A 20,005-nucleotide genomic window follows, 5' to 3' on the forward strand; every position below is an offset into this window, starting at 1 on the left:
CGGCTAGTACCGGGCGGGGATCGCGGTGTGGCCGTTGGACAGGAACGTCCGCAGCCTGGCGAGTTCGGCGGGGGAGACCGCGAGCTCGAGGTCCGGGAAGCGGTCGAACAGGGCGGGGAGCGCGATCGCCGCCTCCAGGCGGGCCAGGGGAGCGCCGATGCAGTGGTGCACGCCGTGGCCGAACGAGTGGTGCTGCTGGTGCGGCCGGCCCGGCTCGAACACGTCGGCGGTGTCGCCGTGCAGCGCGTGGTCGCGGTTGGCGGCGGCGTAGGCGGCCAGGATGGCGTCGCCGCGCGGGATCGTGACCCCGTCGATCGCGATGTCCTCGGTGGCGTAGCGCAGCGGCAGGTACGGCACGGGCGCCTGCCAGCGCAGCGTCTCCTCCACGACGTCGGACCACGTCAGGTCGCCGGCGCGGACCCGGCGGAGCTGGTCGGGGTGGGTCAGCAGCGCGGTGATGGCGTGGTCGAGCAGGTTGACCGTCGTCTCGTGGCCCGCGGTGAGGAACAGCCGCAGGGTGTCGATCAGCTCGGGCTCGGTGAGCGCGCCGTCGTCCTCGTCGCGCGCCGCGATCAGCGAGCTGGTCAGGTCGTCGCCGGGCCGCTCCCGCTTGTGTGCCACCAGTTCCTCGAACAGCCCGTACATGCGCTGTGCGTTGGCCACCGCCACCTCGGGCGTGGCGGCGCTGTCGAACACCACGTCGACGGTTTCCTTGATGCCCGCGCGCAGGTCGTCCGGCACCCCGAACAGCCGGCAGATCACCTCGATCGGCACCGGGTACGCGTAGTGCGCGCGCAGGTCGGCCGGGTTCGGCAGCGCGTCGAGCAGGTCGGCGGTGATGCGCTCGATCTCGGGGCGCAGCGCGGCCGTGCGCCGGGCGGTGAACGCCGACGCGGTGAGCGACCGCAACCGCCGGTGCTCCGCGCCGTACGCGGTGAACATGTTCCGCACGCTGACCCACAGGAACAGCGGCCACTCCTCGGACACCTCGCCCCGGGCGAGCGCGCCCCAGTGCCGCCTCGCGTCCTTGGACACCCGCGGGTCGGCCAGCAGCGCCCGCAACGTCGCGGCCTCTCCCACCGCCCACGCCCGCACCCCGCCGGGCATCTCCACCAGCGCGATCGGCCCCCGGGCCCGGATCCGGGCCCCTTCGCCGTGGATGTCGACGCCCTCGGCGTCCAGCACGATCGGTTCCACGAAGCGCCCCCACCCCTGAGCGGCAATCCCGTGCCCGGACGGTAGCAGCGCCCCGCGACCCGCCCGGAAAACTCACCTGCGCGGCGGAACCCCGTTACCCGTTCGGTCGCGCCCCGAGCGCGTCCGCCGGCGCGTCCCGGACCTCGCCCTCGGCGGGCACGAGCCGCCCCTCCCGCTCGGCGATCCGGCGCAACGACGTCATCGACCCGTCCATCCCGCAGGCCACGAAGTGGTCGTACACGGCCATGTCCGGATCCACGTCGACCGCGAACCCGTGCGTGCTCACCCCACCCCGGATCCGCATCCCGATCGACGCCACCTTCAGGTCGTCGGCAGTCCACACCCCGACCAGGCTCGGCCCACCTGGCTCGGTGTCCCGCCGCCGCGCGGTGAACCCCAACGCGCCCAAGGCGTCCACGATCCCGTGCTCCACCCACCGCACCACGTCCGCCGGCCCGCGCTCGCGCACGTTGGCCACCAGGTACCCCACGACCTGCCCGGGCCCGTGGTAGGTCGCCTGCCCACCCCGGTCCACCGCGACCACCTGGAGCCCGGCGGAGGGCGTCGGCAGATCGGCGGGGTCGGTGCGCTTGCCGTAGGTGACCACGGGCGGGTGCGACAACAGGAACAACCGATCGCCACCCCCGGCCCGGCACTCGTCGGCCCACCCACTCATCGCCTCGACCGCCTCGACCGCCTCGACCGCCTCGACGTACGGAACCTCGCCCAGGTCGACCCGCGCCAACGCCGCAAACCCCACCACACCACCATGCCACGCCCGCGAGTTCAGCCGGCGTGGCGGGGCTCCGGGTGCGCACCGCGACGAGAGGCCGGTGCCGCACGTCCGGGTGGCCCGGTGGCCACGGGCTGTCCTCATCGGACGGTCGCCGGTCGGCGTTCGGATGAACCCGTGGCACGTCCAGGTGGAGTAGTGCCGGCGCGGCTAAGGGGGTTCGGGTTTCGGCACGACACCACTGGAGGCCAGGTCGAACGTCGGCGGAGGGTTCTCGATGGGTGCAGCACCAGCACGTGCGGTCGCGCTCGCGGCGGTGCTGATCGTGCCGTTCGTGGTGGGGGTGGCCCGGGCGGCCGCCGCGGAACCGGTGGTGTTCGGGGAGGACTTCGAGTACGGGCAGGCCCGGCTGCTCACCGACTACACCGGCGCGACCGGGCAGACCTACGCCGCCGACGCGGAGTGGCGCGGCGGGTGCAACGGGGTGCTCGTCACCGGTGACGCCCCGGACGCGCCCGCGCCGGGATGCCGGCCGTCGAGCTGGACGGCGTTGCGCGGGCTCGCCGCCGAACTCGGGTCGTGGTCGGGCCAGTCGAACCGGGTGGTGGGCGCGTACACCGAGCGCGATCCCGGGCCCGACCGGGTGGTGCTGGAGACGCGACGCCCGATCCCGGTGGCGCCCAACCGGTTCGTGGCCTTCGGGATCGACGTGGCCGCCGCCAACTGCTTCGCCGACCACGCGAAGCTCGCCTTCCACCTCGTGCAGCACGACGTCGCCATCCCCGCCACCACCACCCCGATCGACGCCTGCGCCGCGCCACAGCGGTTCGAACGGGGTGTCGCCGTCGGCACCTACCTCTCCGACACCCCGGTCCTGTTCGGCGGCACGGGTCTGGGGGTCAGGCTCACCAACGCCCAGGGCAGCGGCGTCGGCAACGACTTCGCGTTCGACAACCTGCGGGTGTTCGACGTGACGCCGAAGCTCGACGTGGCCTACGACGGACCCGCCGAGGTCGGCCGAACGGCGACGCTCGCCTTCACCGTCACCAACACCCCCGAGCGCGCGCCGAAGAACGGCTGGTCCTTCCGCGGCCAACTGCCCGTCGGCCTGACCGCCACCGCCGACCCGAGCACCGACTGCGCCGACGCGACCACCGGTTTCGACGAGGGGGCCGTGGTGGCCATCGCGAGCCTGGCCGCCGGCCGGGCCTCGTGCACCGTCACCGTGCCGGTCCGCGCGCGCCGGGCGGGCACCTACACCACGTGCGCCGCCGACACCCAGCTCACCGGCCTCGACGCGCCCGGCTGCGCCGCGGTCCGCTTCACGCCGCCCACCCTGTCGTTCGACGCCCACGCCTACGGCGCCCGACTCGGCGGACCGGCCCTGGACGCGCGTCCCGTCGCGTCCGCCGACCTGACCTGCACCCCGACGCCGGGCACCGACCAGAACCGGCGGTTCGGCGCCGGGTGGCCGGGCGTCGGGTCGGTCGGCGTGCTCACCGCCGGCGTGGTGGGCGCGGTCGACGCGGCGGGCCTGCGCACCTCGACCGCGTTCGCCCGCTCCGCCGGCGTCGTCCTGCTCGGCGGTCTGATCACCGCCGACGAGATCGGCGCCGCCGCGCAGGCCAGGGACGACGACACGGGCGCGGTCAGCACGGCGGACTCGGTCGTGCTGACCGGGTTGCGGGTGCTCGGCCGCCCGGTGAACCCCGGCACCACCACGCTCACCCTCGACCTGCCGGGCGTCGGCACGGTGGTGGTCAACGAGCGGGTGCCGCTGGCCGACGGCGTGCGGGTCACCGGGCTGAAGGTGACGCTGCGGTCGGGCGTGGTGCTGGAGGTGGCCCAGGCCAGGGCCGTCCTCGCCACCCCGTGCACGCCCTACCCGGCTCAGTAGGCGACCGGGCGCAGTCGTCCCGCCGGCGGCAGCACGCCGGTCGCCAGGTACCCCAGCCAGTCCGCGGGCCGGAACGTGCAGTTGCCGGTGCGGACCTCGGTCAGGTCGCGCACCCCGCTCACCACGGTCCGCACGGCCCACCACAGGTCCGCGCCGGCACTGGACCGGTGGAAGCTGCGGGCCCGCCCGACGTGCCGCGCGTGCCACACGCCGCCGGAGGTCGTGTCCAGGTCGGCGGCCAGCTGGAGGAAGCAGCCGTCGGGGTCGAGCCCGGCCGGTCGCGCGCCACCGCCCAGAGCCCGCCACACCACGGGCGCGCCCAGCAGCGCGCCCACCGCGTCGACCCAGAACCCGTCGTCCCGCTCGGTCGCCAGCACCGCGGTGAACCGGTCGTCCTGCACGGACGGCGCGGTCCGACGCTCCACTGTGGACAGTTCACGGACCTGGAAAGCGGGTGCCTCCAACCGGAACGTGCCGGGCGCCCAGGTCTCCACGAACAACCCGCCGGCCGTCGCGCCGCCCTCGACCTCCTCCAGGAAGTGCGCCGGGTACAGCGGAACCGGCTCGGTGCACGCGGTCGGCGCGGCGGCGGCCAGTTCGCGCACCGCGACGACCAGCCGGTCACCGGGCAGCGGACCGTGCCGCAGGTAGTGCTCGAACCGGGCCGCGACCCGACCGGAGGGCACCCTGCCGACCGCCGCGAGGTGCCCGTCCACGAAGTGCCCGCACTCGGCCAACCACGCGTCCAACGCCTCGGGCGTGGCGATCCGGTGCGCGCTCATCCGCCGAGGAAGTCCAGCACGAGCGGGCCGGCGACGTCGTGGAACTCCTCGAAGTACGCGTGCCGCGCGTCCTCGACCAGGTGCAGCCGCGCGCCGGGGATCCGCCCGGCGAGCAGCGGCGCGTTCGCGGTCGGGTTGAACAGGTCGTCCGCGCCGTGCACGACCAGCGTCGGCGCGCCGATCGACGGCAGCACGGCCCACGCGTCGTGCCCGGCGCTTGCCGACAGGTGGGCGCGGCGGGCGTGCGGCGGCATCGTCGGGTCGCCGAGGGTGGTGAACGGGCCGTCGTGCCGGGCGAGCCACGCGGGCGTGTACATCAGGTCCAGCAACGCCTTCCGGGCCGCCGCCTGGTCCACCTGCGCCAACGACTTCCGCACCCGCGCGTCGCGTTCGAACCCGTGCGCCCCACCCGGCGAGGTGCACCCGAGCACCAGCCGGTCGACCCTCCCGGGGTGGTCGGCGGCCAGCCACTGCGCGACCCGACCGCCCATCGACGTGCCGTAGACGTGCGCCCGCGCGACGCCGAGCGAGTCCAGCACCGCGACCGCGTCTTCGGCGAACCCGCGCGTGCGGTACTCGGCGTCGGGCTTGTCGCTGCGCCCCGTGCCCCGGTAGTCGAACGCGATGGTGGTGAACGCCGCCGCGAAGTCGTCCCGCACGGGATCCCACCAGTGGTGGTCGTTGGCCTGCCCGCCCAGCAGGAGCAGCGGCGCGCCCGTGCCGCGGACGTCGACGTGCAGCGCGACGCCGTCCGTAGTTCTCACGCCCGGCACCTTAAACCCCCGTGCCGTCGATCATGGTCGTGACTATCGTGACCGGATGCCCGAACCCGTCGCGTACCTGCTCACCGGCCTGCCGGGGGCCGGCAAGTCCACCTACGCGCGCGCCCTGGAACGCGCCGGCGTCACCCGGCTCTCGGTGGACGACCGCCTCGTCGCCGCCCACGGCCGCCTCGGCAAGGACTACCCCGAGGAGGACCACCTCGAGCTGCTGTGCCCGGTCGTGGCGCGGGTCCGCCGGGACCTGGCCGACCTGCTGGAGGCCGGCGTGTCGGTGGTCCTCGACCACGGCCTTGGCCGGCGGGCCGAACGCGACGACTACAAACGCCTCGTCACCGCGCACGGCGGCCGTTGGCGACTGGTCCACTTCCCGGTCGACCACGACGAACTGCTGCGCCGGCTGGCCGTCCGCAACGCCGATGCCACCGTCGGCCGGATCACCCCCGAGGTCCTCGCCTGGATCGCGGAGCGGTCCGAGGACCCGGTGGGCGAGGGCGAGGAGTTGCCGGACCCGTCCCTGACCGCGCGCCGTGACTAGGGCCGGTCCCGGGGGCCGACCGGAACGCGCGTCGCGGCTGGTCGGACAGGGTCGGTGGACGTGGCGAGTCCACCCGGCGACCTCCCGAGTGCGGGTGACCACCGAGTGACCGGCGCGCCGGCGAGCGTCACCCGGTGGGTGGACGACGGCGCACGGCGGGGTCGGGGTGGTTGTCCGGGCGCGGGAACGGTGGTTTGGCTTCGGGTGACGCGCTCCCGCTCAAGGAGGTTCGGCCATGACCCGCCAACTCGACTCCCGGACGACACTCGGCGTGCTCGACGGGCACGACGTCGCGCGGCTCGCCCGGATCCCCGACGAGGAGCAGCGGGGTCTCGCGTTCCGCGAGCTGCTGCGCAGGCGCGGCCGGACCGAGGAGATCGCCGACCTGTCGATCGCGGAGAACGCGCTGCTGTACCCGTCGCTGTCGGCGAAGATCTTCGCGGGCCTGCCGCACCCACTGCCCGTCCACTCGACCCGGTACGTGCCGCCCCAGGACACCCAGCGGCTGACCACCGCGATCGCGGGCCAACTGGCCGCGTCGTTCCACGCGCCGGTCGACCCGAAGGACGTCTACGCGACCGCCGGCGTCTCCTCCGCGCTGGAGATCATCGCCCTGGCCCTCCAGACACCGGCCCGCGGCGGTGTGCCCGCGCCGCGCGGCGTCGACGCGGTACCGGTGCCGCGCGGCAGCAGCGTGCTGATCCCCGCGCCCTACTGGCAGGGGTTCAACTGGTCGTTCGAGGAGGTGCCGGCGCTGCGGTGCGTGCCGGTGCCGACCTACAAGAAGGGCGCGCGGCCCGAGGACGACACGTTCGAGCTGACCGTGGAGGACCTGGAGAAGGCCTACCTGGCGTGCGCCGAGCCGCCCCGGCTGCTGGTGCTCACCAACCCGCACAACCCGTTGGGCGGCAACTACCCGCCGGAGCTGCTGCACGAGGTCTACGCGTGGGCGCTCGCGAAGTCGCCCGAGATGCACGTGATCTCCGACGAGATCTACCGGCACTCCCAGCTGCCGCACACCACCGACCGGTTCGTGAGCGGCCTGCGGCTCGCCGCCGAGCACGGCGCCCCGGACCGCGTCCACGTCGTGTGGGGTTTCGCCAAGGACTTCGGCCTCTCCGGCTTCCGCACCGGGTTCGTCGTGTCCCGGTCGCCCGAGGTGCGGCAGGCGATGACCGACGCGGGCGACCCGCTCGAACGCCACCGCCCGCTGTCCTGGTTCAGCCAGTTCGACGCGCTCAAGCAGTTCTACGTCGAGCCCATCGCGACGCTGCCGGTCGCCGGGTGGCACGACCTGATGGCGGGCTACGCGCTCGACCTCCAGGTGTCGTTCCGCGCCGTGAGCGACACCTTGACCACGAACGGGATCCGCTTCCACCGCCCGGAGGGCACCAACTGCGCCCAGTTCTTCTGGCTCGACCTGCGCGAGTACCTGCCCCTGGCCCCACCGCCGAGCGGCCCGGAGGCGGTCCTGTTCGGCGACGACCCGACCGACCGCGAGCAGAACCTGGCCACCTACCTGCTGACCGAGGCGAAGGTCAAACTCCTCACCGGCGCGACCATGTTCCAACTCGACCCGCGCGGCTTCTACCGCCTCTGCTTCACCGCCGCACCCGCCGCCGTGGTGGTCGAGGCCGTCGAACGGCTGTGCGCCGCCCTGCGCAAACTCCTCCCGCGCCCCTGACCGCCGCCACGTGCCCGCGGCGGAGGACCACCGCCGCCACGAGTGAGTGAGGCCACCACCGCCGCATCGGATCTCCGTTGAGCAGACCACGCCTTCGGGTGCGAACATCACGCTAGCGAGAACAACGTGGTGACCGAAGGTGACCAGTAGGGGGCGGTCAGCCCCGGCTGGGCGGAGCGAAACCCGAGGGTGTGACGCGTGCCATCCACGCCGGATGTTGAAGTTTCAACCTCCAGGGACGACCCTGATGATTGAGACTTCAAGTTCCGGAGGTGGCCATGACGACCAGCAGTCCGCCGGCGGCGGTGCGCGCACGGGTCGAGGTGCCGCTGACCTTCCCCGACGGCTTCGCCGTGACCGCCGAGGTGATCACCTTCCGCGGCCTCGCCGACGGCCGCGAGCACCTCGCGCTGGGCCTGGGCGACTGGCGCGCCGCCGCCACACCGCTCGTGCGACCGCACAGCGAGTGCCTCACCGGCGACGTGTTCGGCAGTGCCCGGTGCGACTGCGGGCCGCAGCTGCGCGAGGCCGTGGAGCGGATCGCCGGGCACGGCGGGTTCCTGCTCTACCTGCGCCAGGAGGGTCGGGGCATCGGCCTCTACGCCAAGCTCGACGCGTACGCGCTCCAGGACACCGGCCTCGACACCTTCCAGGCCAACCTCGCGCTCGGCCACGGCGAGGACGAGCGCGACTACACCCCGGCCGCCCAGATGCTGCGCGCCCTCGGCGTCGACCGGATCGCGCTGCTCAGCAACAACCCCGACAAGGCCGACCAGCTCGCCGCGCTCGGCGTGGACGTCGTGGAACGGGTCCGCACCGGCGTGCACCTGTCCGAGTCCAACGCCCGCTACCTGGCCGCCAAGGTCGACCACACCCACCACACGCTCGACCTGCGCCTGGCCGGCTGAGCGAGGAGGACACCATGAGCACCAGCACCGCCCGCGCCGACGCGCTGATCCCCGCGAGCCACCCGTTCCGCCGGCACCTCGACCTGGTCGCCGCGAAGGCCGGGCACCGGGCGTGGACCCCGGACGACGGCCCGCTGCCGAGCCTCTACATCAGCCACGGCGCGCCGCCGCTGTTCGAGGACTCGCCGTGGATGGCCGAGCTGCACGCGTGGGCCCGCGACCTCCCGCGACCGCGGGCGATCCTGATCGTGAGCGCGCACTGGGAGTCCGCGCCGCTCTCGATCAGCGGCAGCGCCGCCGGCACCGGCCTGGTCTACGACTTCGGCGGCTTCGACCCGATCTACCACCGGATGCGCTACGACACCCCGGACGCGGGCGACCTCGCCCGCCAGGTCGCCGCACTGGTGCCCGGACCCGTCCACGAACACCGGGGGAGAGGCCTGGACCACGGCGCGTGGGTGCCGCTCAAGGTCATGTACCCGGAGGCGGACGTGCCGGTGCTCCAGCTGAGCATCCCGACCCACGACGCCACCACGCTGCTCGCGCTCGGCGAGCGGCTGCGCCCGCTGCGCGAGCAGGGCGTGCTCGTCATCGGCTCCGGCTTCATGACGCACGGCCTGCGGTTCCTCACCCGGGAGATGGTCGTCGAGGGCAAGGTCCCCGGCTGGTCGGCCGATTTCGACGCCTGGGCCGCCGACGCCCTCGCGCGCGGCGACGTGGACGAGCTGGCCGCGTTCCGGGATCGCGCGCCGGGCATGCCCTACGCGCACCCGACGGTCGAGCACTTCACCCCGCTGTTCGTCACGCTGGGCGCGGCGGCCGACCCGACGGCACCGGTCACGACCACGATCGACGGCTACATGATGGGTTTCGCCAAGCGCTCGTTCCAGGCCAGGTGACCGTGGAGCGGACACCCGCGCCCCGGTGGCTGGACGACCGGGAGATCGACGTGTGGCTGGACCTGGTCCGGCTGCTGGTCGTGCTGCCGACGGCACTGGACCGGCAGCTGCGCGAGGACACCGGCATCCCGCACGTCTACTACCAGATCCTCGCGATCCTCAGCGAGCACCCGGACCGGGCCGCGCGGATGGCCGAGCTCGCGCGGCTCACCGGCACCACGCCCAGCAGGCTCTCGCACGCCGTCGCCAGCCTCGAGCAGCGGGGCTGGATCCGCCGCCAGGCGTGCCCGACCGACAAGCGCGGCCAGATCGCGACGCTCACCGACAAGGGCATGGGCGTCCTGGAGTCCGCCGCGCCCGGTCACGTCGCCGAGGTCCGCCGGTTGATCTTCGACCACCTCACGGCGGACGACATCGCGACGCTGCGCGCCATCACCGGCAAGATCGTGCCGCACCTGCCGCCCGCCGGCTGACCCCTCAGCACACCGGTCGCGGCGGCAGCCCGGCCAGCGCGTCCAGGCAGCGCGCGGTGGCCGCGCCGTCGCCGTACGGGCAGCCGCCGCGCGTCATGCGGGCGTGCTCGGCGGGGTCGTGCAGCAGCCGGGTCGCCAGCGCCACGATGTGCTGCTCGCAGGTGCCGACCAGCCGGGCCGCGCCGGAGTCGAGGGACTCGGTGCGCTCGGTGGCGTCCCGCAGCACGAGCACCGGCGTGCCCAGCGCCGGCGCCTCCTCCTGGAGCCCGCCGGAGTCGGTCAGCACCAGGTGCGCCTCGGCGACCAGCCGCACCGTGTCGTGGTAGCTCAGCGGTTCGGTCAGCAGCACGTTCGGCACGCCCAGCAGCCGCGCGCACAGCACGTGCCGCACCACGGGGTTGCGGTGCAGCGGCACGACGAACACCACGTCGGGCTCGAGTTCGGCCAACGCGCGCACCGCGCGGGCGATCCGGTCCAGCGGCTCGCCCCACGACTCGCGCCGGTGCGCGGTGACCAGGACGTGCCGGCGCGCCGCGAGGACGCCCAGCACGGGATCGTGGTAGGCGCCGAGCCCGGTGGCGACCGACCACAGCGCGTCCAGCCCGGTGTTGCCGGTGACCGCGATCCGGTCCGCGGGCACGTTCTCCCGCAGCAGGTTGTCCCGGTTCGCCGGGGTGGGGGCGAGGTGCAGCGCGGCCAGCACGGTGATCAACCGCCGGTTGGCCTCCTCCGGGAACGGGTCGGGCGCGTGCGACCGCAGGCCCGCCTCCAGGTGCGCGACGGGCACCCGCGCGTAGTGCGCGGCCAGCGCGGCGGCGAACGCGGTCGTCGTGTCGCCCTGCACCACCACGACGTCCGGCTTGAGCGCGTCGAACCGGGGCACCAGCGCGCGCACCACGTCGGCGGTGAGGCTCTCCGGGGTTTGGCCCGGCGCGCACAGGTCGAGGTCCTCGTCCGGCTGGATGTCGAACAGCCGGTTCACCTGGTCCAGCAGTTCCCGGTGCTGCCCGGTGACGAGCACCGTCGAGCGGAACCTCGGGTCCGCCCGCAGGCCGGCGATCAGCGGCGCGGTCTTGATCGCCTCGGGTCGGGTGCCGTAGACGGCGAGGACGTGCCGCATCAGTCCTGTCCCGAGCGGACGCGGCGGCGGGTGGCGCGCACCAGGAACAGGCCGGCGACCAGGCAGGCCACCCCGAGCGCGAGGTACCAGGCGAGCTCGGAGCCGGTGAACGCCAGCACGCCGCCGACGCCGAGCGTGGTCCCGCCGACGGCGGGTGGTCGGTACACCTCCGTCACCGGGTGGTGAGGCGACGGCGGGCCAGCACCGCGACGACCACCAGACCGCCGAGGCCGAGCCACAACCCGAGCCCGGACGCGAGCGGGATCGGCGGCGCGGCCGGTCCGCAGGTCGCCGAGGAGAACACCACGTCGCCCTGGCCGACCAGCGTGCCGATGATCGAACCCGGCAGCACGCGCAGGTGCAGCGCGTTCACCGTGAGGCTGCCGTCGGGGTTGGTGGTCTGCTCGTTCAGCGTGATCGACCCGATGGTGATCGGCCCGAGCGGTCCCGGCACGGAGACGCTGCGCACCGTGTTGGGCGCCGGGTTCGCGGCCAGGGTTTCGCCCAGCACGACCAGGCTGCCGAACGTCGACGTGCCCGTGTTCCCGGACTGGGTGGCGGTGCAGGTCGCGTCGAGCGAGCCGGCGGACAGGCCGAGCGCGCCGAGCGTCAGACCGACGTCCTTGATCGTGGCCTGCGACTGGACCACGCCCGTCGAGTCGTCGCGGACCGCCGAGGTGGTCGCCAACCCGGCCGACAGCAGCGTGTTCGCGGGCAGCGACGCCAGGCTGCCGGTGGTCGGACCGTCGGCGTCGGCCGGCGCGATGGGGCCGAGGTTGACCGTCGGCACGCCCAGCGGGCCGGACAACGTGGCCCGCGCGGCGTACGCGGACCCGTCACCGGGAGCCGCCGACGCGGACGTCGCGGACAGGACGAGTGTCGCGGCCACCGCCGCGCCCACGAGGAGTTTCGTGCCGTGCCACCTGGGGATCACCCCGGCACCCTCCGTCCGATCACCCGTCCGCGCCAACCGGAACCGGTGATTCACTCCACAGTGGACGAACTCGGCGGCGGGTGGCGGGGTGCGCCTAGGGTGGCGCGTTGTGACCCCGGAACCGCTGCTGAAACGTTGGTGCGCCGGGGTGTTCGCGGCCCTCGCGGTCGCCCTCGTCCTCGCCCAGACCTGGTACCGCACCGCGGAGGTGCGCCTGGCCGGCGTGCTGGTCGACGCGGTGACCTCGACCGGCGTGCACGTGGCGGCCCGCCGGCAGACCGTCTACTTCGGACTCGGCGGCGACACGCCGTTCGGCCTGCGGATGACACCGGAGTGCACGTCGGCGTTCCTGCTGGTGCCGCTGCTGCTGGTGGCCGCGCTGATGGTGGGCCTGCGGCCCGGGGTGACCGGTCGGGTCGCGGTCGCGCTGCTGGCCGCCGCGGTGGCCGTGGTCGTGGTGAACCAACTGCGGGTGCTGACGCTGGTCGGGCTGATCGGGTGGTTGGGCACGGATCGCGGCTACTACTGGGGGCACACCCTGTTCGGGTCGATGGTGAGCGTGTTCGGCGGCGCGGCGGCGCTGGTGCTGTTCGTGGCGCTGGCCACCCGGGCGGCGCGGTGACCGTCGAGCTGGTGCTGGGGTTGACCCAGGCGCTGGCGCTGACCATGAGCGTGGCGTTCGTCAGCTACGTGTGCGTGATCGTGGTGCCCTTCCTGCGGCACCGGCCGCGCCCGGACGGCGACCCGGCCGCGTTCCGCTGGCACTTCCTGGTGCCGTGCCTGGACGAGGAGGCCGTCATCGGCGACACCGTCCGGTACCTGCGGCGCGAGTTCCCGCAGGCCGACGTGTGGGTGGTGGACGACGATTCGTTCGACGGCACCGTCGCCGAGGTGACCCGGCTGCGCGACGACCGGGTGCACCTGGTGCGCCGCCGGCTGCCCGCGGCGCGGCGGGGCAAGGGCGACGCGCTCAACGCCGGGTACCGGGCGCTGCTCGCGTCGCTGGACGACTTCGCGGATCCGGACCTCGTCGTGGTCGCGGTGGTCGACGCGGACGGGCGGCCGGCGGCGAACTGCCTCGCCGCGTGCGCGGCGGAGCACCTGTTCGGCGACCCGGCCGTCGGCGCGGTGCAGATCGACGTCCGGATGGGCAACCGGGACGCGGGCGGGTCGTGGTTCGGCCGGGCGCTGGTGCGCATGCAGGACCTCGAGTTCCGCACCGCGATCGCCGCGATCCAGCTGTCCCGCCGGTACTCCGGCACGATCTCGATGGGCGGCAACGGCCAGTTCACCCGGCTGACCGCGTTGATGACCGTGGACGACGGCGACTCCGGCGCGCCGTGGCGCGGCTCGCTGCTGGAGGACTTCGAACTCGGCGTCCACCTGCTCACCGCCGGGTGGCGCACCGCGTTCACCGTCGACACCCACGTCGACCAGGAGGCGCTGCCGCACCTGCGCCGGTTCCTCGCCCAGCGGACCCGCTGGGGTCAGGGCACGATGCAGTGCGCCCGCTACCTGCGGCGGATCTGGTCGTCGCGGCACATCAGCACGCTGGGCGCCGCCGAGATGCTGTACTACCTGGCCCAACCGTGGCTGCAACTGCTCGGCACGCTGGTCTACCCGGTGCCGTTCGTGCTGCTGGCGGTGCGCGCGTCCCACGAGCCGGAGGTGGTGTGGGGCTGGCTGACCGGCGGCGCGTGGATCCTGTTCGTCCTCTACGGCACGTTCGGCCTGCTGCCCTTCCTGATCTGGGGTCCGATCTACCGGCGGCGGTGCGAGCACCGGAGCGGCGTGCTGCGCGGACTGGGCTACGGCGTGCTGTACGCGCTGTACATCCTCTCCTTCTACCTCACCTCGTGGCGCGCGCTGTGCCGGCTGGTCCGCGGGCACGACGGCTGGGTCAAGACCGCGCGCAACGCGTCCACCGAGGCCGGCCCGGTGCGGGCCCCCTGACGTCGGGGAGCGGCTCCGTGCGAAGGTGGCGGCACCGTCGACACCGCCCGAGGAGACGCCCGCGTGACCCGCATTCCCGGCTTGGCCCTGACCGAACACCGCCTCACCGTGCCGCTGGACCACCACGACCCCGCGCGCGGGGAGATCGAGGTGTTCGCCCGCGAGGTGGTCGACCCGGCCCGCGTCGAGGACGACCTGCCGTGGCTGCTCTACCTCCAGGGCGGTCCGGGCGGTCAGTCGCCGCGGCCGGTGGACCGGGGCGGGTGGCTCGGCCGGGCGCTGCGCACGCACCGGGTGCTGCTGCTCGACCAGCGGGGGACCGGGCGCAGCACGCCGGTCACCGCGCGGGTCGCGGCCCGGGCCGACGGGGAGTACCTGGCGTGCTTCCGGGCCGACTCGATCGTGGCCGACGCGGAGGCGTTCCGGCGCGCGCTGCTGGGTGACCGGCAGTGGGAGACGCTGGGGCAGAGCTACGGCGGTTTCGTCACGCTCACCTACCTGTCCCGGGCGCCCGAGGCGCTGCGGGCGTGCTACGTCACCGGCGGGCTGCCGGGTCTCGACGTGACCGCGGACGACGTCTACACCCGCGCCTACCCGCGCGTCCGGGACAAGGTCGCGGGCTACTACGCGCGCTACCCGGAGGACGAGGAGTCGGTGCGGCGGATCGCCGAGCGGGTCGACGCCGAGGAGGTGCTGCTGCCCGACGGCGACCGGCTGACCTCGGACCGGTTGCGCAGCCTGGGTTTCGCGCTCGGTCAGGGCAGCGGCGCGGAACGCGTGCACTGGGTGCTGGAGCAGGCGTTCGACGGCCCGGAGCTGTCCGACGCGTTCCGGTACCGGGTGATGGCCGCGACCGGGTTCGTGGACCGACCGCTGTACGCGGTGTTGCAGGAGTCGATCTACGGTCAGGGCGCGCCGACCCGGTGGGCCGCCCAGCGGACGCGTCCCGACGGCGGCGACCCGGCCCGGTTCACCGGCGAGATGGTGTACCCGTGGATGTTCGAGGAGCAGGGCGCGCTGCGGCCGTTCGCGCGGGCCGCGCACGAGCTGGCCGAGCGGTCCTGGGCGCCGCTCTACGACCTGGACCGGTTGGCGCGCAACGAGGTCCCGGTCGCGGCGGCGGTGTACCACGACGACATGTACGTCGACACCGGCCACTCGCTGGACACCGCGCGCCGGGTCGGGTCGGTGCGGGCGTGGGTGACCAACGAGTGGGAGCACGACGGCGTCAACGCCTCCGGCGGCAAGGTGCTGAGCCGGTTGATGGACCTGGCGGCCGGGCGGGCCTGAGTCAGTCCCAGTGCGCGTGCGGGCGCGCGTCGCCCGCCGCGTACTCCAGCAACAGCACCGAGGTCACCGGTCCGTCGACCGTCTCGTAGATGTGCGGCCCGGCGGCCGGGAAGCTCACGTAGTCGCCGGGTCCGACCTCGTAGGGCGCCTCCGGCGGGCCGACCCGCAGCACGCCCTCGGTCACCAGCACGTGCTCCCGGCCGGGGTGGCCGGTCGAGCGCTGCACCTCGCCGGGGCGCACCCGCTGGTCGTAGACCTCCACGACGGTGGCGGTGAGGTCGAGCCGGCGCAGCATCCGCAGGTCGACCGCGTTGCTCGACAGCACGTCCACGTCCGCGCCGCGCACCAGCACCACCTCGGTGCGCGGTGTCGCGGTCAGCAGGTCCGACACCGGCACGCCGAGCGTGCCCGACAGCGTGAACACGGTGTCGATGGTCGGGTTGCCCTGGCCCGACTCCAGCTGCGACAGCGTGCCCTTCGCGATGCCGGACCGCCGGGCGAGTTCGGACAGCGACATGCCCGCCTGCTCGCGGATCGCCCGCAGGTTGGCGGCCAGCACCTGCCCGGCCTGTTTGCTCTGCACGTGGCCTCCCGTTCGGTGCCGTCAACCTACGCGTTCATCTTATTGAACGTCTAGACCAAAAATCTGGGCGTTGACGTGGCAAGACAGGCCTCCTAGTGTTCGGCTCGCTGAACGGAGGTGGTCGGTGGAGCACGTCGTGGTGGTCGGTTCGGGCATCATCGGCGCCGCCTGCGCGGAGGCGCTGTCGGCCGCCGGGGTGCGGGTGACCGTGCTCGACCGCGGTCCGCTGGCCGCCGGCACCAGCGCGGCCGGCGAGGGCAACGTGCTGGTGTCGGACAAGGCGCCCGGGCCCGAGCTGGACCTGGCGCTCGAGTCGCTGCGGCAGTGGCCGGTGGTGCTCGACCGGATCGGTCGGGACGTCGAGTGGCAGCCCAAGGGCGGTCTGGTCGTGGGCACCGGCGTGCCGCTGGACGCGTTCGCGGCGGGGCAGCGGGCGGCGGGCGTGGACGCGCGGACCATCACGCCGGCCGAGGCGTTCGAGCGCGAACCCGGGTTGACCCGGGAGGTCACCACCGCCGTGCACTACCCGCAGGACGCGCAGCTGCACCCCGTGCTGGCGACGACCGCGCTGCTCGACGCGGTGCGCGGGCGCGGCGGGTCGCTGCGCCCCGGTGTCGCCGCGCGGGGGCTGGACGCGCGCGGGGTGGTCACCGATCTCGGTGTCGTTACGTGCGACGCGGTGGTGAACGCGTGCGGGCCGTGGGCCGGTGAGGTGTCCCGGCTGCTCGGCGCGCCGATCGACGTGCGCCCCCGGCGCGGTGTCGTGCTGGTGACCGCGCCGGTCGCGGAACCGGTGCGGCACAAGGTGTACGACGCGGACTACGTGGGCGCGGTGGCCAGTGGCGACGCGGACCTCCGGACCTCGACGGTGGTCGAGTCGACGCCCGCGGGCACCGTGCTGATCGGGTCGAGCCGGGAGCGGGTCGGGTTCGACGCGGCGATCCGGGTGGTCGTGCTGCGGGAGTTGGCGCGCAAGGCGGTCCGGTTGTTCCCGGGGTTGGCGGCGGTGCCGGTGCTGCGCGCGTACGGAGGGTTCCGGCCGTACGCGCCCGACCACCTGCCGGTGATCGGCCCGGACCCGCGCCGGCCCGGGTTGTGGCACGCGACCGGGCACGAGGGCGCGGGCGTCGGCCTGGCCGCCGCGACCGGCGCGCTGCTCGCCGCGTCGATGCTGGGCACCCGTACCGCCGTGGACCCGGCGCCCTTCCGGGTCGACCGGCCGGGGGTGGCGCTGTGCGGGTGACGGTGGACGGCGTGCCGCTGTCCGTCCGGAGTGGACAGACGGCGGCCGCGGTGCTGGTGGCGCGGGGGCAGGTGTCGTGGCGCACCACGCGGCACGGCGGCCGGCCGCGCGGGGTGTTCTGCGGCATCGGGGTGTGCTTCGACTGCCTGGTGCGGGTGAACGGCGTGCCGGACGTGCGGGCGTGCCGCCGGGTGCTGGTCGACGGCGACGAGGTGGTGACGTCGTGAAGGTCGTGGTGGTCGGTGGCGGACCGGCCGGGATGGCGGCGGCGGACGCGGCGGTCGCGGCCGGTGCGGACACCACGGTGGTGGACGGCGAACCCGTGCTGGGCGGTCAGTTCCACCGGGGCGACCCGCGTCGCGTCGACCCGCGCGTGCGGCACGTGGCGGACGCGACGGTGTGGGCGGTGGAGGGCACCCGGCTGCACGTGCGGGTCGGCCCGGACGGGGCCGGGCGGCGGGGGCTGGTGCTGGACGCGGACGCCGTCGTGCTGGCGACCGGCGCGCACGACCGCGTGGTGCCGTTCCCGGGGTGGGACCTGCCCGGCGTGTACACCGCCGGCGCGGCCCAGGCGTTGGCCAAGGGGCAGGGAGTGGCGGTGGGGAAGCGGGTGGTGGTGTCCGGCACCGGGCCGTTCCTGCTGCCCGTGGCGCGGTCCCTGATCGGGGTCGGCGCGCGGGTGCTCGCGGTGTGCGAGGCGAACCACCTCACCGGCTGGCTGCGGCATCCCGTGGTGGATCCGGGGAAGCTGGCCGAGCTGGCGGGGTACGCGGCGGTGCTGGCTCGGCACCGGGTGCCGTGGCGACCGCGGACGGCCGTCGTGGCGGCGCACGGCGAGGACCGCGTGACGGCGGTGACCCTGGCCCGGTTGAGTCCGGAGTGGACGGTCGTGGCGTCCCGCCGGGTCGAGGTCGACGCGGTGTGCGTGACGCACGGGTTCACCCCGAGGCTGGAACTCGCGGTCGCCGCGGGGTGCGCGCTGGACGGCGGAGTCGTCCGGGTGGACGACCGCGGCGCGACCTCGGTGCCGGGGTACTACGCGGCCGGCGAGATCACCGGCGTCGGCGGCGCGCGCCTCGCGGCGGCGGAGGGCGCGCTGGCCGGCGCGGCGGCGGCGGGTGCCCGGTGGGTGACGGGGGAGCTGAAGCCGGGCCGGAGGTTCGGCGCCGCCCTGGCCGCAGTCGGTTCGTCGGTGCGCGCGGGGGCGAGCCGCGCCTCCGCTGACGAGGGTTTGTCGGTGGGTGGGGTGTCGGGTGGGCTGGGGTCTGCGGCCTGGAGCGATGGCCGGTCCTCCTCGGGCGCGGCGACGGGGAGGCGCGCCCCCGCTGACGGCGGTTCGTCGGTGGGTGGGGTGTCGGGTGGGCTGGGGTCTGCCGCCTGGAGCGATGGCCGGTCCCCCTCCGGCGAGGCGACGGGTGAGGCGGCGGGACGGCGTGCCGTTGCCCCGGCCGAGGACAGGCTGCCCGCAGGTGAGGTGGCGGCCGGGCGGACGTTCGCCGGCGCGTGGGCGGAGTCGCGGTCGTCGGCGCGGGAGCTGAGGTCGGGTCGGAGGTTCGCTGGCGCGTGGGCGGGGTTGCGGGCGTGTGCGCGTGAGCTGAAGCCGGGTCTGAAGGTCGGTGTCGCGTGGGCGGGGTTGCGGTGGTCTGTGCGGGAGCTGAGGTCGGGTCGGAAGGTTGGTGTTGTACTGGCTGCCGCCCGGTCGTCGGCGCGTGCAGTGCCGCGCGGGCAGGGGTTCGCCGGCGCCGAGGCGTTGCTGCGCGAGGTGCGCCGGGGTCGGAGGTTCGCCGCCGCGTTGGCCGCGGTCCACCCGGTGCGCCCCGGTTGGCGGACGTGGCTCACCGCGGAGACGCTCGTGTGCCGGTGCGAGGAGGTGCCGCGGTGCCGGTTGGACGACCTCGGGCCGGTCGGCGTCCGCACGCTCAAGCTTCGCACCAGGGTCGGGCTCGGCTGGTGCCAGGGGCGGATGTGCCTGGTCAACGCGGTCGAGTTGGCCGACGTGCGTCCCGACGAGGCGGCAGTGCACCGCCGACCCGTCGCCGGGCCCGTGCGGCTCGGCGAACTCGCCGACAACCCGGAGGAGAACCCGTGACCGAACGACTGGACGGCGTCGTCGTGGCGACCGCCCTGCCCTACCTGGAGGACCCGGCCGCGCCCGCCGGGTTGCGGCCCGATCTCGACCGGTACGCCGAGCACTGCCGGTGGCTGGTCGAGAACGGCTGCCGGGGCGTGGGACCCAACGGGTCGCTCGGCGAGTACTCGTCGCTGACCGACGCCGAACGCCGTGCCGTGGCGCGGACCGCGATCGAGGCGGTGGCCGGTGACGGGATCGTGGTCGTCGGCGTGCACGGCGCGGGCGCGCACCAGGCGCGGCACTGGGCGGAGGTGGCCGCGGAGGACGGCGCCGACGGGGTGCTGTGCCTGCCGCCCACGCAGTACCGGGCCAACCCCCGCGAGGTGCTCGACCACTTCGCCGCGGTGGCGTCGGTCGGGTTGCCGGTCATGGTCTACAACAACCCGATCGACACCAAGGTCGACCTGACTCCCGCGCTGCTGCGCGAGATCGCCGCGCTGGACAACGTGGTGGCGGTCAAGGAGTTCTCCGGCGACGTGCGGCGGGTGCTCGAGATCCGCGAGGTCGCGCCGGACCTGGCCGTGGTCGCCGGTGCGGACGACGTGGTGCTGGAGTCGTTGCTGGTGGGCGCGACCGGGTGGTTCGCCGGGTTCCCCAACGTGTTCCCGGCCGAGTCGGTGCGGTTGTTCGACCTGGCGGTGGCGGGCGAGGTCGCGGCGGCCCGCGCGTTGTACGAGCCGCTGGTGGCGGCGTTCCGGTGGGACTCGCGGACCGAGTTCGTGCAGGCGATCAAGCGCGGCATGGACCACGTCGGCCGGTACGGCGGGCCGTGCCGACCTCCGCGCGGGCCGCTGTCGGCCGAGCAGTCGGCGGTGCTCGACGCCGACCTGCGCCGGGCCGTCGCGTCGTTGGCGGTGTGAG

Annotated in this window: 21 protein-coding genes; 13 read left to right on the top strand and 8 right to left on the bottom strand. The window is 74.4% G+C overall.

Annotation, left to right across the window (positions count from 1 at the left end; all coding sequences use genetic code 11):
- Positions 1-3 precede the first annotated feature (3 nt).
- Positions 4-1,197 (bottom strand): cytochrome P450, encoded by a 1,194-nt coding sequence (locus tag AB0G50_RS15375; protein WP_360107799.1) that lies wholly within the window; start codon positions 1,195-1,197, stop codon positions 4-6.
- A gap of 94 nt (positions 1,198-1,291) precedes the next feature.
- On the bottom strand, positions 1,292-1,960 hold the full coding sequence (gene lipB / locus AB0G50_RS15380) for a lipoyl(octanoyl) transferase LipB (protein ID WP_360107801.1): 669 nt from the start codon (positions 1,958-1,960) through the stop codon (positions 1,292-1,294).
- A gap of 247 nt (positions 1,961-2,207) precedes the next feature.
- Here lipB and AB0G50_RS15385 point away from each other — a divergent pair, with 247 nt between their 5' ends.
- Entirely contained in the window at positions 2,208-3,827 is a 1,620-nt protein-coding gene (locus AB0G50_RS15385) for a choice-of-anchor P family protein (RefSeq protein ID WP_360107804.1), read from the top strand.
- On the opposite strand, the gene AB0G50_RS15390 is transcribed toward AB0G50_RS15385, so the two are convergent.
- Complete coding sequence (locus AB0G50_RS15390; protein ID WP_360107807.1) at positions 3,821-4,609, bottom strand: hypothetical protein; 789 nt, start codon at positions 4,607-4,609, stop codon at positions 3,821-3,823. The two genes, AB0G50_RS15385 and AB0G50_RS15390, sit on opposite strands and share 7 nt — an antisense overlap.
- Complete coding sequence (locus tag AB0G50_RS15395) at positions 4,606-5,382, bottom strand: alpha/beta fold hydrolase (RefSeq protein WP_360107809.1); 777 nt, start codon at positions 5,380-5,382, stop codon at positions 4,606-4,608. Before AB0G50_RS15395 ends, AB0G50_RS15390 begins: the two co-directional genes overlap by 4 nt.
- Positions 5,383-5,428: 46 nt before the next feature.
- Between AB0G50_RS15395 and AB0G50_RS15400 the strand changes: the two genes are divergently transcribed.
- The 5 genes from AB0G50_RS15400 to AB0G50_RS15420 all read left to right on the top strand — a co-directional run bounded on the left by AB0G50_RS15400 (position 5,429) and on the right by AB0G50_RS15420 (position 9,890).
- Positions 5,429-5,926: an ATP-binding protein gene (locus AB0G50_RS15400; protein WP_360107812.1), complete on the top strand. Its 498-nt coding sequence runs from the start codon at positions 5,429-5,431 to the stop codon at positions 5,924-5,926.
- Between the two features lie 235 nt (positions 5,927-6,161).
- Complete coding sequence (locus AB0G50_RS15405) at positions 6,162-7,610, top strand: pyridoxal phosphate-dependent aminotransferase (protein WP_360107815.1); 1,449 nt, start codon at positions 6,162-6,164, stop codon at positions 7,608-7,610.
- A gap of 278 nt (positions 7,611-7,888) precedes the next feature.
- A complete protein-coding gene (gene ribA, locus AB0G50_RS15410) occupies positions 7,889-8,518 on the top strand; it encodes a GTP cyclohydrolase II (RefSeq protein ID WP_360107818.1) in 630 nt (209 codons plus the stop codon).
- Positions 8,519-8,532: 14 nt separating this feature from the next.
- Positions 8,533-9,417, top strand: coding sequence for a class III extradiol ring-cleavage dioxygenase (locus AB0G50_RS15415; RefSeq protein ID WP_360107821.1), 885 nt, complete (start codon positions 8,533-8,535; stop codon positions 9,415-9,417).
- A gap of 2 nt (positions 9,418-9,419) precedes the next feature.
- The gene (locus AB0G50_RS15420) at positions 9,420-9,890 is read left to right on the top strand and encodes a MarR family transcriptional regulator (protein ID WP_360107824.1); all 471 of its coding nucleotides are present in this window, start codon (positions 9,420-9,422) and stop codon (positions 9,888-9,890) included.
- 4 nt (positions 9,891-9,894) lie between these two features.
- Here AB0G50_RS15420 and wecB read toward each other — a convergent pair whose 3' ends face one another.
- From wecB to AB0G50_RS15435, 3 genes are read right to left on the bottom strand one after another with little or no spacing between them, the layout of a single operon-like run.
- Positions 9,895-11,010 carry a UDP-N-acetylglucosamine 2-epimerase (non-hydrolyzing) gene (gene wecB / locus AB0G50_RS15425; protein WP_360107827.1) on the bottom strand — a complete coding sequence of 372 codons (1,116 nt, stop codon included), beginning with the start codon at positions 11,008-11,010 and terminating at the stop codon, positions 9,895-9,897.
- On the bottom strand, positions 11,010-11,177 hold the full coding sequence (locus AB0G50_RS15430) for an LPXTG cell wall anchor domain-containing protein (RefSeq protein ID WP_360107830.1): 168 nt from the start codon (positions 11,175-11,177) through the stop codon (positions 11,010-11,012). The genes wecB and AB0G50_RS15430 overlap by 1 nt, the downstream gene beginning before the upstream one ends.
- Positions 11,178-11,182: 5 nt before the next feature.
- Positions 11,183-11,944 (bottom strand): choice-of-anchor P family protein, encoded by a 762-nt coding sequence (locus AB0G50_RS15435; RefSeq protein ID WP_360107833.1) that lies wholly within the window; start codon positions 11,942-11,944, stop codon positions 11,183-11,185.
- Between the two features lie 109 nt (positions 11,945-12,053).
- Here AB0G50_RS15435 and xrtP point away from each other — a divergent pair, with 109 nt between their 5' ends.
- From xrtP to AB0G50_RS15450, 3 genes are all read left to right on the top strand, one after another.
- Positions 12,054-12,566 (top strand): exosortase P, encoded by a 513-nt coding sequence (gene xrtP / locus AB0G50_RS15440; protein ID WP_360107836.1) that lies wholly within the window; start codon positions 12,054-12,056, stop codon positions 12,564-12,566.
- A 44-nt stretch (positions 12,567-12,610) separates the two neighbouring features.
- Positions 12,611-13,897 (top strand): glycosyltransferase, encoded by a 1,287-nt coding sequence (locus AB0G50_RS15445; protein WP_360107984.1) that lies wholly within the window; start codon positions 12,611-12,613, stop codon positions 13,895-13,897.
- Positions 13,898-13,960: 63 nt separating this feature from the next.
- Positions 13,961-15,187, top strand: coding sequence for an alpha/beta fold hydrolase (locus AB0G50_RS15450; protein WP_360107839.1), 1,227 nt, complete (start codon positions 13,961-13,963; stop codon positions 15,185-15,187).
- Position 15,188: 1 nt separating this feature from the next.
- On the opposite strand, the gene AB0G50_RS15455 is transcribed toward AB0G50_RS15450, so the two are convergent.
- On the bottom strand, positions 15,189-15,770 hold the full coding sequence (locus AB0G50_RS15455; protein WP_360107842.1) for a helix-turn-helix domain-containing protein: 582 nt from the start codon (positions 15,768-15,770) through the stop codon (positions 15,189-15,191).
- 124 nt (positions 15,771-15,894) lie between these two features.
- Between AB0G50_RS15455 and AB0G50_RS15460 the strand changes: the two genes are divergently transcribed.
- From AB0G50_RS15460 to AB0G50_RS15475, 4 genes are read left to right on the top strand one after another with little or no spacing between them, the layout of a single operon-like run.
- Positions 15,895-17,013 carry an FAD-dependent oxidoreductase gene (locus AB0G50_RS15460; protein ID WP_360107845.1) on the top strand — a complete coding sequence of 373 codons (1,119 nt, stop codon included), beginning with the start codon at positions 15,895-15,897 and terminating at the stop codon, positions 17,011-17,013.
- Positions 17,004-17,240, top strand: a complete 237-nt coding sequence (locus AB0G50_RS15465; RefSeq protein ID WP_360107848.1) for a (2Fe-2S)-binding protein — start codon at positions 17,004-17,006, stop codon at positions 17,238-17,240. The genes AB0G50_RS15460 and AB0G50_RS15465 overlap by 10 nt, the downstream gene beginning before the upstream one ends.
- Positions 17,237-19,102 carry an FAD-dependent oxidoreductase gene (locus tag AB0G50_RS15470; protein ID WP_360107851.1) on the top strand — a complete coding sequence of 622 codons (1,866 nt, stop codon included), beginning with the start codon at positions 17,237-17,239 and terminating at the stop codon, positions 19,100-19,102. Before AB0G50_RS15465 ends, AB0G50_RS15470 begins: the two co-directional genes overlap by 4 nt.
- Entirely contained in the window at positions 19,099-20,004 is a 906-nt protein-coding gene (locus tag AB0G50_RS15475; protein ID WP_360107854.1) for a dihydrodipicolinate synthase family protein, read from the top strand. The genes AB0G50_RS15470 and AB0G50_RS15475 overlap by 4 nt, the downstream gene beginning before the upstream one ends.
- Position 20,005 lies beyond the last annotated feature (1 nt).

The sequence above is a fragment of the Actinosynnema sp. NPDC020468 genome (assembly GCF_040642015.1).
In the GTDB taxonomy this organism is placed as follows: Bacteria; Actinomycetota; Actinomycetes; order Mycobacteriales; family Pseudonocardiaceae; genus Actinosynnema.